Genomic DNA, 15,168 nt, shown 5'->3' with positions numbered 1-15,168 from the left:
GTGCGTTATTTCGCCTTAACATTAAATAAATCGCACCGAATAGGCGTGAATACGACCCAAACCGCTCGAAAAACTAATTTTTTATTCATTTATAAACAATAAGTTAAACCAGAAGGTAAGCAGAAGGTATCTTTTCTTCCGCCAGAATAAAGTCATCCTCAGAAAAGCGCCTAGCGCAGATGATTAAAGTTCACGGAGAAAGATAACAATGACAAACTCACCGAAACTGGCACGCCAACAACCCGCCTTATCCATTGTCGATGATGCTGCATTGCCCGCAACTCAGCATGCAAAGGCTGCCGAGCTACCGCTGAACTTTTTCGAGCATTCTTCCCTCGAGACCATTGAGCTCTTTATTCAACATTTAACCGAGCCAGTGATCCTAGTGAATGCCAACGGTTTTATCCGTTCGTGCAATCAGCGCAGTGCCGAGCTACTCGATTGTCCACAGGTCAGCTTAAAGGGCCAAGATTGGCGCAATTTTTTAACCGAGCACCACCAAGCCCATTATGACAATCTGCTCAGTCACGATATCCAATTGGGTAAAAACTGCGGTCAGCCAGTGCAACACCCCGCGAAGGAAATGACCTTGATCAGCGCCTCCGGTAAGGCAAAGGACATCGAACTCTCTGTCTCCTATATTCCAAGCCATGAACCATTGTTTGTGATGGTGATGCACGATTTAACTCAACATAAGGTGGAAAACCAAAAACTGCGCAAACTCGCCGCCACGGATTCCCTCACCCAGCTGGCCAACCGCCGTTATTTCGATGAAATGCTGCAACAACATTGGGAAGAATGCACCGCCAAACTGCGCCCCATTAGCGTGGTCATTATCGATGTGGATTACTTTAAGGTGTTTAACGATCAGTTTGGTCATATCCAAGGTGATGAATGCCTTAGAAAAATTGCCAAAGTCATCGCGGATATTGTGCCTATCGAAATTGGCCTTGCGGCTCGCTACGGCGGCGAAGAGTTTGCGCTGATCCTGCCCAATCATAATGCCAAAATGGCACTCACTATTGCGCAAAAAATCCAGCAAGGCATTAATAACATTCGCTTTAGCGATCAAGGACTCAGGGATTATGTCTCAGTGAGTGCCAGCCAAGGCATTGCGAGCGAAATTAATGGGCAATTTCGCACCTCACTCGCCATGCTGTGCGCCGCCGATACGGCCCTTTACCGTGCTAAGGCCGATGGCCGCGATAGAATTAATGCCTCCCTGTGATGGTATTTATCGGAAATAAAGCCAAAGGGTTATGGATGACATAACCCAAGGATATCGCCCATGAAAACCTCAAAAACCTTATATGCTGGCTCGAATAGCTTAACTCAGGATGTATCTCGAGAAATAGCGCAAGAGACGCCAGACAATACGGCTAAAACACGCCTATTAGGCACGGGGACACTCGATGTTTTCACCTTTCAAGCTTGGATAAAAACTTCGCATGGGGGGCTGGTCTTTCAATATTTTTGTGAGTTTAATCATACCGGTTTTATGGTCAAGCTTAATGCACAGGGCCATATTGAATCTGTCGTTAATAGTCGGTTATTATCTATTGAAATGGTATCAATTCCTGGTGAATTCAATGATGATTATTGGCATTTATTATCCATCAGCTATCAATACCATAAGCTAAAATGCTATATAGATGGCGATGAAATCGAGCTTCAGCAGCAAATTACTCCTTTGACGGTTCAAAATACATTAAAAGCCATATGTACTGAAATAGCCTTGTTCGATGGTGAAATCACGAATATCAGTTTAATTGAAAACTGCTTAACGGATAATCAAATCTTAGACTATTATCGGCAGCCATATGTTCAAGACTCCATCACTGATAATAATCTTTATACCTATTCAGATAAACAGTCAAAAATGAATATCGATTTAAACCCGCTTTATTCAGTAAGACAGGAAGTGATGCTGATTATTTTTAACGATACCGAATATCAATTTATCAAAAACGCCTTAAACACGAACAACTTTAATAAACAACTCCCCAATAGCATTCCCGCCAATGAGCGCTGCGCTTATATCATTGAGTCAAACAATCAAACGTGGCCACACTTTATTTATCAAGCAAATTATATTACCGAAGAAAAACCCGATATTGAATTAACTTTTGATATATTAAAATCCCTCACCCCGAAACGTTCCCATGTTCATTTGCAGCTCGCTAATGAACTGACCTTTGATTGTTTTATCAGCCAATCAACCCCGAGTCGATTAATCGCCGAAATTCGTATCAGTGAAACTAGAAGTGAACAGGCGCGCCCCTTATATCGTCGATAACAAAGATCCCCTTATCATTAATGGCATAAGTGGCCTTTAGCACTAGCACTATAACCACAGTAACCACAGTAACCACAGTAACCACAGTAACCACAGTAACCACAGTAACCACAGTGCAATCTAATACCTCTCTAGCCTAGTGGCGTATTTTAGGGCAAACTCAGCGTCCTTACTCCTTGGGATACTTCTACGGTACGCAATCGCACGCTAAAGGTGACACATGAATCCGCCCCCCGCTTTGGCCTTAATTTTTGCCCTATTGGCTGCCACCTTAATGGGCACTATTGGCGTATTCGCACGCTTTGCAGCCCTGCCCGCCGAACATATTACCTTTTATCGTTTACTCTTTGGTGCCTTGTTTTTAACCGCTTACATGGTGTTTAACGGCAAGCGGCAGGAGATCCACCATAGGCCCAGCAAACGAACCTTGATTAATGGCGCTATGCTCGCGGGATTTATGGCCTTTTATATTGAAGCCATTCAGTACACCCAGATGGCAACCGTGATTATGATTATCTACCTCGCGCCTGTGGTGTCTTCGGTATTTGCGCACTTTGTGTTTAATGAAAGACTCAACCGATTCAGTATGGCAAGCGTGGTACTCGCCTTAGCGGGCTTTATATTAATGCTGCCTATGACATCGAGCCAGTCGCTATATGATTCTGAAATATTGGGATATTTTTATGCTTTACTGTCGTTATTGACCTATAGCGGCTTTATCTTAATCAATCGAAAACCCAGCGCGGCCTCGCCCTACCAAAGCACGCTCGTACAGTTAAGTGTTGGCGCTTTATGCCTGCTGCCCTTAGTGTTAACCACGCCATTGCTGCCAAGCCTTAATCAATTTGCTTGGCTACTCGCCATTGGATTCTTTCCGGGATTTTTAGCGATTTTATTTGCGGTAAAAGCCCTAAGCCAACTGCCCTCTGTCACCTATGGCACACTCTCCTATGTAGAACCTGTCGTAGTGGTGGCGCTGGCATGGTGGCTATTTAATGAGGCCTTAACGGCGCAGCAGCTGTGCGGTGTTGGATTGATTATTCTGGCTGGCATAACTCAAGGTTGGCTAAGTCAGAGAAAAGCCCTAAAAAGCACAGAAGATCCCTCGGCTTGCCATAATTAATTGATGAGTATAATAAACTAAACCTTATAGATAGGAGCCGCACTTGAAAAAACTACTCTTAATGCTCAGCGCCTTGGTCCTGACAGGCTGCCTAGGAATGCCCAACTATGTCGAACCCGTTAAGGATTTTGAACTCGACCGCTACTTAGGCAAATGGTACGAGATAGCGAGGCTTGACCACTCTTTCGAACGCGGCTTAACCCAAGTCACCGCCGAATACAGCCTTAAGCCCGATGGCGGCGTTAAGGTGATTAATCGGGGTTATTCCGCCGCTAAACAGGAATGGAAAGAGGCTGAAGGTAAAGCCTATTTTGTGAATGGTGAGAATGAAGCCTACTTAAAAGTCTCCTTCTTTGGGCCATTTTATGGCGCCTATGTGGTGTTCGGGCTCGATCAACAAAATTACCAATACGCCTTTATCTCAGGGCCGGATACGGATTATTTATGGCTTTTAGCCAGAACCCCAACGGTATCCCCCGAGGTAATTCAGCAATTTGTCGAGATGGCGAGCGCCCGCGGCTTTGATACCAACAGCCTGATTTATGTCGAGCAAAAAGCCGCCGAGGTAAAGCAATAGTCGCTCATCTAGGAAACCGTTTCCAATAGTAGAGCACTTTATAGGGCGAGCAGGATATCGGTAAGCAGGCCCTCTGCGCCAAGGATGGCGCGGTGGAGCCTTCAGAAGAGTTGATGGCGTGTCTGCGTGCGATACCCTGCGATGTAACATATTTATGATCAGTTAGTTAGGGCAAACTCCCTAAACAAAAACGCCACTCAATTTGAGCGGCGTTTTATTCAAACAGGGTTTGTAAACACGTAAGGCAATTTAATACTTAAAGTTTAATACTTAAAGTAACTGATTAGCCTTCGATGCCCTTGCTGGCAAGGAATTCATCGTAGGTGCCCTTGAAGTCATTCACGCCATTAGGGGTGATTTCAAGGATACGGTTTGCCAATGACGATACAAATGCGCGATCGTGACTCACAAACAACAGTGTTCCTTCGTATTTTTCTAAGGCGTTGTTTAATGACTCGATAGATTCCATATCCATATGGTTAGTCGGTTCGTCGAGCATCAGAATATTGGCTTTTTGCATGATAAGCTTGCCAAATAACATCCGGCCCTTCTCACCACCCGACAGCACTTTAACGGACTTTTTAATGTCGTCGGCGCCAAATAACATACGGCCTAAAATGCCACGGACAGATTGATCGTCATCTTCGGGTTTGCGCCACTGGCTCATCCATTCGAATAAAGTCATGTCGTTCGCGAAATCAGACTCGTGATCCTGGGCGTAGTAGCCAATGTTGGCGTTTTCGGACCATTGAATATGGCCTTCATCCTGTGGAATATCATGGATTAAGGTGCGCAGCAGGGTCGTTTTACCCACCCCGTTTTCACCTAGAATCGCAATACGCTCGCCCACTTCGACGATCAGATTCAAATCTTTAAATAGGGGCGTGCCATAACCTTTGGTTAAGTTTTCAACCACTAAGGCGTTGCGGAACAGTTTCTTTTCCTGTTCGAAACGAATAAAGGGGTTCACGCGGCTAGAGGCTTTGACTTCATCCAGCTTAATTTTGTCGATTTGACGGGCGCGGGAAGTCGCTTGTTTTGCCTTAGAAGCGTTAGCGGAGAAACGTGCAACGAAGGTTTGCAGCTCAGAAATTTGAGCCTTTTTCTTCGCATTATCCGCAATTAAACGCTCGCGTGCCTGGGTGGCCGCTTGCATATATTCGTCGTAGTTACCTGGGTAAACGCGCAGCTCACCGTAGTCTAAGTCCGCCATATGGGTACAGACTGAGTTTAGGAAGTAACGGTCGTGGGAAATGATGATCATGGTACTGTCGCGTTGGTTCAATACGTCCTGTAACCAGCGGATGGTGTCGATGTCCAAGTTGTTGGTTGGTTCGTCGAGCAGCAGTACATCTGGGTCAGAGAACAGGGCTTGAGCAAGCAAAACCCGCAGTTTTAAACCTGGGGCGATTTCAGACATCAAACCAAAGTGGCTTTCAATGCCAATACCCACACCGAGCAACAACTCGCCCGCACGGGATTCGGCGGTGTAACCGTCCATCTCGGCAAATTCCATCTCAAGGTTTGCCACGGCAATGCCGTCTTCTTCGCTCATTTCTGGCAGTGAATAAATTCGGTCGCGCTCTTGTTTTACCTTCCACAGCTCACGGTGGCCCATGATCACTGTGTCGATCAGGGTGTATTCCTCATAACCGAATTGGTTCTGGCTTAGTTTACCCAGACGCTCGTTCACGTCTAAAGATACGTTACCGCTGCTTGGCTCTAGATCACCGCAAAGGATCTTCATGAAGGTTGATTTACCGCAGCCGTTTGCACCGATAAGACCGTAACGGTTACCGCCGCCAAATTTAACTGAGATGTTTTCAAACAGTGGCTTAGAGCCAAACTGCATGGTGATATTCGCTGTTGTGATCAAAATGAACTTCCAAATCGAGTAATGTTGGCCAGATTATTGGCAGTGCAAATAAGCATAAACCAATTTCCACCAGCCTGAGGGGGTAAAAATAAACGTGGCACTATAGCAGTTTGGGCTAAATTATCAACTAAAAAGGCCTCATCCTTCTCCCCTGCAACGCCTTGTCATGGCGGCGAAATCCAAATCGGATCTGCGTCAAGGCTGAGGCTACAACTGCTGTTTCCTTAAACGATTGGCGTTGGTTACCACGGTAAGCGAAGATAAGGCCATCGCCGCGCCAGCAATCACAGGGCTTAACAACATGCCCGTTAGTGGATAAAGCACGCCCGCCGCCACCGGAATACCTAAACTGTTATACACAAAGGCACCGAACAGATTCTGCTTAATGTTGGTAATGGTCGCCCGCGACAGGGCCAATAAGTTAGCAATCACTATCAACTGATGGGAGAGCAGCGTCATATCGGCGCTCTCAATCGCCACCTCAGTACCCGATCCCATGGCAATGCCGACGTCGGCGCTCATCAAGGCCGGCGCATCGTTAATGCCATCCCCGACCATGGCAACCCTGTGCCCCTGTTGTTGCAATGCTTTAATATGTTGCTGTTTTTGCTCGGGTAATACGCCGGCTATCACTTCGGTAATGCCGACGCTATCGGCAACGGCCTGCGCCGTTAACGGATTATCCCCCGTTAATAGCACCACACGGATCCCCTGTTGCTGCATAGCCTCGATCGCACTTTTGGCATCGGGCTTAATCGGATCGGCAAGGGCGATAGTGGCCACTAACTTGCCCGCTTTGGCCACATAGATAGGCGTTTTACCTTGTTTAGCAAAGTGTGATGTCGCCTCAATATCTAATCCAGAGCCATCCTCTTCGACCACATTAAATGCCATCATCAGGGCAAGGTTGCCCACCAGCAGAGTAACGCCATCCACTTGTCCCTCAATCCCTTTACCTTGATGGTTAGTGAAGGCTTGCGTCTCTGGCAATAGGGTTAAGGATTGCTTGGCATAATGGACAATCGCACTCGCCAGTGGATGTTCGGAGTGCTGCTCTAGGCTCGCAATCGCGCCGAGTAGGGATAATTGTTCCTCTTCAGCCATTACAGATAACCAATTCACATCCGTCACTTGGGGTTTACCGAGTGTCACAGTGCCGGTTTTATCGAGCACCACACAATCGACTTGGCTGGCGCTCTGTAGGGCTTCACCATTTTTAACCAATACGCCCATCTGTGCGGCGCGGCCCACGGCCACCATGATTGACATGGGTGTTGCTAGCCCTAGGGCGCAGGGGCATGCAATGATAAGTACACTGGTCAGCACCACGAGTGCGTGACTTAAAGCGGGAGCGGGGCCAACAATGTACCATATTGCCGCCGCCAGCAGCGCAATCACCACCACACTCGGCACAAATACCGCCGAGATCTTATCCGCCAGTCGGCCAATGGGCATCTTCGATGTTTGCGCCTCCTGCACTAAGGTGATAATTTTCGCAAGCCGCGTATCCTTAAGCCCAGCTGTCACCCGATACACTAAGCTGCCATTGCCGTTGACAGTGCCTGCACTGAGGCTATCACCGATATTTTTAGGCACGGGAATAGGTTCACCCGTGAGCATGGCTTCATCTAGCAGTGATTGTCCCGACTCCACCACCCCATCTAAAGCGACTCTGTCTCCTGGGCGTAAACGCAGTTTATCCCCCAGTTTAAGCTGATCGATTTCAACCTCTTCATCGCCCTTTTCCCCAATGCGGATAGCGGTAGAAGATTGCAGGCCGAGTAAACGCTGCACGGCTTCACTGGTTTTACCCCGCGCCTTAAGCTCGAGGGCATGGCCTAGGTTAATCAGACCTAAGATCATCACACTCGCCTCAAAATACACATGGCGGGTATCCATGGGGAATGCCGTTGGGATCAAGACCACCAGCATGGAATAGGCCCATGCCGTACTCGTCCCCAGCACGATCAAGGTGTCCATATTGGTGGTTTTAGCCTTAAGCGCGCGCCACATTCCTTGATAGAAATGGCGCCCTGTGCCGACCAAGAGTGCCAGCGTAACTAAGCCCATAATGCCCCAGCCTAACTGCATGCTAGGGCTATTGATCATCATCTCACCGCCCAGTAATCCCCAGAGCATCATAGGCACGCCGACCGCCAGTGCCGCTAGCGCTTGGCGCATCCGCAGCCGATACTCGGCCGCATCTTCTCGCCGCTTTTCCTCTGCAGCAGCCTTAGCATCGATAACCACCTGCGCCGGATAGCCCGCATTTGCCATCAGCACCAATGCGGTATCTGTGCTCATTGCACCTTTTACTGTGACTTGCTTATCGGCGAGATTGACCCTAGCTTCGATACCCTGCTGGGCGGCAAACGTCTTTTCAATTTTGGCCACACAGCCAGCACAATTCATATTGGCGACATAGAGTTTTATCTGAGACATGGATATTCCTTGGTTGAACTTAAACCGGATAGTCTTAAGATAGAGTCTCCCACCGTGGGAGAGTCAAGGATGAATTATCAGCAGTTCACCTTTACACTATATGTGCGTAAAAAACAGGTGTATCAACAATAGGTATATCAAAATGAAGATAGGCGAAGTGGCAAAACAGACGGGCTTAAGCGTTAAGAGTATCCGTTATTATCACGATATTGGTTTGGTCTGCGGTGGTCGAAATGAAGCGGGATATCGCGTCTATCGTCAGCGGGATATTGAATCCCTTAAATTTGTACACCAATGCCGCGATCTCGGCTTTAGCCTAGAGGACTGTAAACAACTGCTGGAATTAAGGAATAACGAGAGTCGCAATGCCGAGGATGTGAAGCAACTGACCCGCAGCCACCTTGACTATGTCGAGCAACAAATTTTGAAGCTACACAGTCTGAGGGCACAGTTACAGCAGATGGTGAACGAGTGCCAAGGGGGAACACAACCCCACTGCGCGATAATCGATTGCCTAAACCATGAGCCTAAGCAATCAACCTAAACAATGAGCCTAATCCGTAAAGCTAAGCCGTAAATCTAGGCCGTACATTTAGGCGATAAAAAGCGAGGGCATAAACCGTCAACCCATTCACAAGCCTTTGTTAGTATTATTTTAGTTTGACGCATTTATCTGCGTCGCAGTGCAGATGCATTATCCAGCACAAGTTTTGGTAGCTTACCCGCCGGGGTAAATTCAAATACTTTGCCATAGAAAGCCAATTCGGTTTCTAACCCCGCCGCCTTATGCTCTGGCGTTCTGCCCTCATCGGGCTCATCCTCATAACCTATATAGGCCGTAGGTACACCCTTTGCTTTAAGCGCCTCATATATTTGCCGCGATTGCTGCGCCGGCACTATCTTATTTCTTAGCCCTTGAAAGATAAGCAAAGGTTCATTGAGTCCCTCTAGATGGTAAAAAGGCGATAGCTCACGGTAGCGGGCTTTATTTTCAGCATAGGGGCCAATCAGTTGGTCTAAATAACCCGTCTCAAACTTATGGGTGCCTTTGGCAAGTTGTTCAAAATCGCTGATCCCCTCATAGCTCACCCCAGCTTGGAAGACATCGTAAAAAGCCAAGGATGACATCACAGTCAAACCACCCGCGCTGATCCCACGGATCGCCAATTTGCTGCCGTCAACCCAGCCCTTAGCGACTAAATACTTGGCCGCGTTGATCGCATCTTCCACATCACTCTGCCCCCATTTGCCATAGAGACTCTGGCGGTAAGCGCGGCCAAAACCACTGCTGCCGCGAAAATTTAAATCGAGCACCGCAAAGCCGCGGCTGGTCCAAAATTGAATATCACTGCGATAGGCGAGGCTCGCCCTTGCCGTCGGGCCGCCGTGCAACATGACAATTAACGGCGGGCGCGTATCGTTTGGTGCAATATAATTTGGATTCACGGGCCCATAAAAATAGCCATAGGCCTGCTGATGTTTACCCGTCGTGAAGGCAATATTTTTCGCCCGCGACACATAGTTAGGATCCAGTTTAGGCAGCGCTGGGGCGTAGACTAGCTCAGTACCACGGCCAACGACACGGTAAATGCCTTTTTCAGGGGTCGCTTTAGCGCCAACAAAGTAAACGCCGTTTTCCCCCTTCACGACTTGGGCTATTTCGGCAAAATCCACCGCTAAAGACTCGGTTAATCCTGAGTCTAAATGTATGCGGATCAACGCCGCCTGATTACCTTCAACATAACTGGCAATCAAGGTATTGGCGCTTTCAAAGGCGTAATTATGATTCCCTAAGCGCCAATCGGGAACGGCAAACTCGGCGCTTTTAGCCAGCACAGGCGCGAGCGAGCCCTCAGGCGTGACGCGGTAGATATTCCACCAATTATTGATATCGGATACCACATAAAGCTGACCATCTGGGCTAAACAGCGGCTGGGTTACGGAGGAGTCTTTAGGGGTGTTTATTCTGCGGACATGACGCAACTGGCCCTTACGGTCTAAATCCCCCACCCACAACACACTGTTATCCCAAGGCATATAGGGATGTTCCCAGGTGATCCAGGCAAGCTGAGTGTTATCGGGGGAAATCCGAGGGGAAGTAATAAAATCATGGCCAGAGACAAAGGTATCCCCCTCACCCGCAAAGTTCAGATTGATAGTGACTAGGCTCGCCTTTGGCTCCCCTGACTGGCGGTGATCCTCCCGTACGCAGATAATGCGTGACCCCTTAGGATAGGAAATACAATCGGCATGGCGCGTGCCATTTGGAGTTAAGGGAAACGGAGGTTGATTGGGGGCAAAACGGTAGAATAGCTGATCCTGCTGCTTGGTCACAAACAGACTCTGGCCTATGCCTAAGAATGCCGCGCCGCCATATTCATATACCGCAGATTTAGCATTGAACTCAGGGGGAACCACCTCAGTGACATTGGCAAATTTATCGAGGCGTTTAATCCCAACCTTACCCTGTGCTTTGCCGCTGGACTCGGAAAAATAAATCGCCTCACCCACACTCTGTAACTCGGCAATATCATCTACCTGTTCAAAGACTTCTGCCGCAGAAAGGGGCGATTGCCAGCTACCATAGGGAGCAACAATTCTATCGCCATGTTCCTTGGCGGATGAGCTCTGTGTATCCGTACGCTCACAGCCATTAAGCAGCAGTAAAACTAGGCTTAACAGATATGGAAAATAGCGTCGTAATTCCATTTTTTCCCCAAGTTCGATCATGTTAGCAACCGCAGCGGTATCTCAATGTACCTTTAGGCTATTTTTTAAACTTTTGAACAAACCAATTTAACACTTTTAGCTGCTGCACCTGTGTCAAACCAAAATAAATGCAGATCCAAGGCGACACGAGGAAAAACCACGGAATGACAGCCAGCGAACGACCCGTAAAGAGGAGGAAAAAGAAACCGCTGTAGATCACTAACACACCTAAAATACCGACCATCAGCATCATACGTTTGGTGATTTTCTCAAGCCAAAGGGCTTTTTCCTGCCAAGACATTCAGATAATCAACTCCATCATCATGTCGTTAAACATGTTTGTAAACTTATGTAAAAAAGTGGCTGGCGATTGTTGAAGGTTAACAACCAAATGTCAACTCCAGCAAGCAAATTCCACCAAGGGCGAGCAATATATTAGCAATAAATAAAAAACCGAGCCTAGACTCGGTTTTGCTTAACAACGGTAGGGAATTCCCATTAGATGCGAATGCCGCCATCGACTTCAAAGACACGCCCATTGACATAGTCGTTCTCAATAATAAAGCGTACGGTCGATGCGATTTCATCGGCATGGCCTAAACGACCAACGGGTACCAACTTCTCTAACCGCTCTAACGCTTCAGGCTTCATTGCTGCCGTCATCTCGGTGGCGATCACTCCAGGAGCTACCGCAGCACTACGGATATTGTAACGCGCCAGTTCCTTAGCCCAGCCTACCGACATGGCCGCCACGCCCGCCTTAGAGGCCGCGTAGTTTGACTGGCCCATATTGCCCGCCTTGGCAAGGCTTGAAATGTTTACAATCACGCCCGCTTGACCGGATTCGATCATCGCCGCCGCTGCTTCACGGCCGCAGAGGAAACTGCCCGTCAGGTTGACATTGATCACCGACTGGAACTGTTCAAATGACATACGGTCAGTCACTTTACCGTCTTTGGCTTTGACTAACATGCCATCGCGTAAAATACCGGCATTATTAACCAGCACGTTAACTTGGCCAAAGTCTTCGAGAATATAGGCAAAGCCTGCGACTACGTCTTCTTCATCGGTAATGTCTAACGCATAACCTTGGACTTCAGTGGTGGCACCGAGATCGGCACAGGCACGTTCAAGTTTTTCTTGATCCACATCGATAAGCGCCAACTTAGCACCCGCCTGGGCAAAGTTTTGCGCCATTGCTAAGCCTAAACCACCCGCGCCGCCAGTAATGACGACAACCTTATCTTTTAAATCCATCTGGTTATCCCTTGTTTTTAATGTCTATTTTTTTAGTGGTGCAAATTGCTCAAAAATACTGGAAAAATCTCGGCGGCCATTACCTTGTCTCGCATGATTCACATACAAGCTACGGGCAAGTGCCCCCATTGGCGTGCTGGAGTTGCTCAATAATGCGGCTTCCTGTGACAGGCCGAGATCTTTAACCATCAAATCTACCATAAAGCCGCCCTGATAGCCCTTAGAAGAAGGCACAGACTCCATCACACCTGGGCATGGGTTGTACTTCTCTAACGTCCAGTTACCGCCGCTGCTGACCTTCATAATGTCCGACAGCACTTTAGGATCGAGACCATGGTCAATCCCCATTTGCAGCGCCTCGGAAGTGCCCACCATCAGCACAGATAACAGCATGTTATTGCAGATTTTAGCGACTTGACCCGCACCGGCTCCGCCCGCGTGGAAAATATTCTTACCCATAGCGTTCAGTACGGGTTGTGCGCGCTCAAATGCCGTATCCGAGCCACCACAAATAAAGGTTAGGGTTCCCGCCGCTGCGCCTGCCGTGCCGCCGGAAACGGGGGCATCCATAAATTCGATGCCGCTTTTGGCCGCTTCGGCCGCCACTAACTGGGCGCTTTGGGCATCGATAGTCGAGCAATCGATCAGCAAAGTATCGCCAGCGACCACCTCGAGCAGGCCTTTATCTGTGCCATTACCAAGATATAAACTTTTTACATGCTTGCCCGCGGGCAACATAGTGATCACCACATTCGCGCCCGCCGCGGCGCCACAGGCGGTGGTAGACACTAATGCGCCTTGGTCGGCAAGGCTTTGCATCGCCTCGGGCACTAAGTCGAATACCCGAACCGTCATGCCCGCTTTTAACAAGTTGGCCGCCATTGGGCCGCCCATATTACCTAAACCGATAAATGCTACTGTACTCATACCATCACTCCTGTGTGCTGTTCTCTTTTTAGCTTAACTGGCTTAAAGGATGCGCCTCGCCCCAGGGGGAAGCCAATATTTGCTCAAGCACGGCCGTAGGCACAGCTTGCACATCCTTAAAGCGCCACTGGGGTTGTCTGTCTTTATCGATCAGCAGCGCCCGCACGCCTTCGCAGAAATCACCGTGGGCACACACATTGACACTGACAGTTAATTCCCATTGGAAACACTGGGCTAGGCTGAGTTTAGTGCCAAGCTGCGCTTGAACATTCACTAAGTGCCAACTGATAGGGCTACCCGCGAGGAAAGTATCCCGCGCCTTCATTAGCCAAGCATCCTCTGACACTAACGTCGACATACGCGCGACGATATCCTCAAGGCTGCCCGCCATCAGCCGGTCGATAATCTCTTGACTCTCGGCCAGTAAACTATCGCCCTTAGGGATATTCACTTGGTTAGACAGCTCGTTGATCATGCTATCGAGGCGTTGATGGTTTAACGCGGGCGTATCGCTCCAATCTAAGGTTGCCATGGCATCAAACATCAGTTCTTTGTCATCGCGATTTAAATAGTGATCCGCAAGTCCCACATAACAGGCATCGGCCGCATTCATATGGTAGGCGGTGAGTCCTAAAAACAGTCCCATTTTGCCCGGCATACGATTGAGGAAATAACTGCCGCCCACATCGGGGTACAGGCCAATAGTCACCTCAGGCATAGCAATGCGCGAGGTTTCGGTCACGACTCTGTGGCTCGCCCCCGCCATTAAACCTAGGCCGCCGCCCATGACGATACCATCGCCCCATACGAGCACAGGTTTGCCATAGGTATGCAGTAGATGATCGAGGCGATACTCCTCCTCAAAGAACACTTTCGCGACTTCAGTCACTTGTCCCTTAGACGCCACGGAGGCATGGTACAGTGCCCGCACATCTCCCCCGGCACAAAATGCCTTTTCACCACTACCATCTAAAACGATACAGGCGATAAGGGGGTCTTTCTTCCACAGATTGAGCTGCGCCGTCATCGCGCGCACCATGCCTAAATCTAAGGCATTGAGGGCTTTTTCGACATTGAGTGTCACCACTCCAATCAACTTGCCAGAAGCGGTGGCTAAGGTCTGAAACACCACATTTTGTGTGGTCGTGGCCTGTTCTACTGCATGGGTCATTAGCGGTTTCTCCACTCGGCTTTACGTTTCCCTAAAAACGCATTCACGCCTTCGGCCTGATCTTCGGTATCGAATAACCCGACAAATAATTCACGCTCTATTGGTAAGGCTTGGCTACGCGGCATATTACGGCCCGCTTGGATAAGGGTTTTACAGGCGGTGACGCTGCTCGGGCTCTGATTCGCCACCTTCGCCGCAAGGGCAATAGCCGCATTGAGGGCTTCACCCGTTTCAACCACTTCCTCGACTAAACGCAAATTTAATGCCTGGGTTGCATCGATACGCTCGCCGCATAAAATCATCCGCTTAGCCCAACCTTCGCCCACTAAAGCAGTCAGATTTTGAGTGCCACCCGCGCAGGGTAATAACCCGACTGTCGCTTCGGGTAATGCCATTACCGCTTGGATTTCGGCAATGCGAATATCACAGGCGAGCGCCACTTCTAAACCGCCGCCCATAGCGTAGCCGTTGATCGCCGCAATCGACACACCGCGGAATTGACTTAAGGTTTCAAAGGCTTCACCAAAATGCTTTGCCATCGTCGCCGCATTGCCTTTGTCGCCGTCGCTAAACAACTTTAAATCGGCGCCGGCGGAGAAAAACTTTTGCCCTTGGCCCGTAAGCACTAAAGCATAAATCTCTTTATTGGCATTCAGCTCAAGCACTTTAGCCTTGAGTGCCTGCAAACTCTCGGCGGTCCAAGTGTTTGCTGGCGGATTATTCATCGTCAGAATGGCCGTATGGCCTTCGATACGTTCAACTAAATATTCCATCTATATCGACTCCTTTA

The 15,168-nt window shown here is 48.8% G+C and carries 13 protein-coding genes; 5 read left to right on the top strand and 8 right to left on the bottom strand.

Translation table 11 applies throughout. The annotated features are described in order from the left end of the window. Window positions 1-208 precede the first annotated feature (208 nt). The 4 genes from JFT56_RS06775 (at window position 209) to JFT56_RS06760 (ending at window position 3,996) form a co-directional block, all read left to right on the top strand. Window positions 209-1,228, top strand: coding sequence for a sensor domain-containing diguanylate cyclase (locus JFT56_RS06775; RefSeq protein WP_198782917.1), 1,020 nt, complete (start codon window positions 209-211; stop codon window positions 1,226-1,228). Between the two features lie 60 nt (window positions 1,229-1,288). Further along, window positions 1,289-2,296, top strand: a complete 1,008-nt coding sequence (locus JFT56_RS06770; protein ID WP_198782916.1) for a LamG-like jellyroll fold domain-containing protein — start codon at window positions 1,289-1,291, stop codon at window positions 2,294-2,296. Between the two features lie 220 nt (window positions 2,297-2,516). Further along, a complete protein-coding gene (locus JFT56_RS06765; protein ID WP_198782915.1) occupies window positions 2,517-3,419 on the top strand; it encodes a DMT family transporter in 903 nt (300 codons plus the stop codon). Window positions 3,420-3,462: 43 nt separating this feature from the next. Beyond that, window positions 3,463-3,996, top strand: a complete 534-nt coding sequence (locus tag JFT56_RS06760) for a lipocalin family protein (RefSeq protein ID WP_198782914.1) — start codon at window positions 3,463-3,465, stop codon at window positions 3,994-3,996. A gap of 283 nt (window positions 3,997-4,279) precedes the next feature. Here JFT56_RS06760 and JFT56_RS06755 read toward each other — a convergent pair whose 3' ends face one another. Next, a complete protein-coding gene (locus JFT56_RS06755) occupies window positions 4,280-5,872 on the bottom strand; it encodes an ABC-F family ATPase (protein WP_198782913.1) in 1,593 nt (530 codons plus the stop codon). A gap of 207 nt (window positions 5,873-6,079) precedes the next feature. After that, a complete protein-coding gene (locus JFT56_RS06750; RefSeq protein WP_198782912.1) occupies window positions 6,080-8,314 on the bottom strand; it encodes a heavy metal translocating P-type ATPase in 2,235 nt (744 codons plus the stop codon). Window positions 8,315-8,456: 142 nt separating this feature from the next. Here JFT56_RS06750 and JFT56_RS06745 point away from each other — a divergent pair, with 142 nt between their 5' ends. Continuing rightward, window positions 8,457-8,858: a MerR family DNA-binding protein gene (locus JFT56_RS06745; RefSeq protein ID WP_198782911.1), complete on the top strand. Its 402-nt coding sequence runs from the start codon at window positions 8,457-8,459 to the stop codon at window positions 8,856-8,858. A 125-nt stretch (window positions 8,859-8,983) separates the two neighbouring features. Here JFT56_RS06745 and JFT56_RS06740 read toward each other — a convergent pair whose 3' ends face one another. From JFT56_RS06740 to JFT56_RS06715, 6 genes are all read right to left on the bottom strand, one after another. Then, window positions 8,984-11,023 carry a S9 family peptidase gene (locus JFT56_RS06740; RefSeq protein ID WP_198782910.1) on the bottom strand — a complete coding sequence of 680 codons (2,040 nt, stop codon included), beginning with the start codon at window positions 11,021-11,023 and terminating at the stop codon, window positions 8,984-8,986. 58 nt (window positions 11,024-11,081) lie between these two features. Then, on the bottom strand, window positions 11,082-11,324 hold the full coding sequence (locus tag JFT56_RS06735; protein WP_198782909.1) for a hypothetical protein: 243 nt from the start codon (window positions 11,322-11,324) through the stop codon (window positions 11,082-11,084). A 197-nt stretch (window positions 11,325-11,521) separates the two neighbouring features. Further along, a complete protein-coding gene (locus JFT56_RS06730; RefSeq protein ID WP_198782908.1) occupies window positions 11,522-12,280 on the bottom strand; it encodes an SDR family oxidoreductase in 759 nt (252 codons plus the stop codon). A 24-nt stretch (window positions 12,281-12,304) separates the two neighbouring features. Continuing rightward, window positions 12,305-13,207 (bottom strand): 3-hydroxyisobutyrate dehydrogenase, encoded by a 903-nt coding sequence (gene mmsB / locus JFT56_RS06725; protein ID WP_198782907.1) that lies wholly within the window; start codon window positions 13,205-13,207, stop codon window positions 12,305-12,307. 28 nt (window positions 13,208-13,235) lie between these two features. Then, a complete protein-coding gene (locus JFT56_RS06720) occupies window positions 13,236-14,378 on the bottom strand; it encodes an enoyl-CoA hydratase/isomerase family protein (protein ID WP_198782906.1) in 1,143 nt (380 codons plus the stop codon). Next, window positions 14,378-15,151, bottom strand: a complete 774-nt coding sequence (locus tag JFT56_RS06715) for an enoyl-CoA hydratase (protein ID WP_198782905.1) — start codon at window positions 15,149-15,151, stop codon at window positions 14,378-14,380. The genes JFT56_RS06720 and JFT56_RS06715 overlap by 1 nt, the downstream gene beginning before the upstream one ends. Window positions 15,152-15,168: the final 17 nt, after the last annotated feature.

Source organism: Shewanella putrefaciens, from assembly GCF_016406305.1.
In the GTDB taxonomy this organism is placed as follows: domain Bacteria; phylum Pseudomonadota; class Gammaproteobacteria; order Enterobacterales; family Shewanellaceae; genus Shewanella; species Shewanella putrefaciens_C.
Note: the sequence above shows the minus strand (reverse complement) of the source record. Positions and strands in the feature narration are given on the sequence as shown.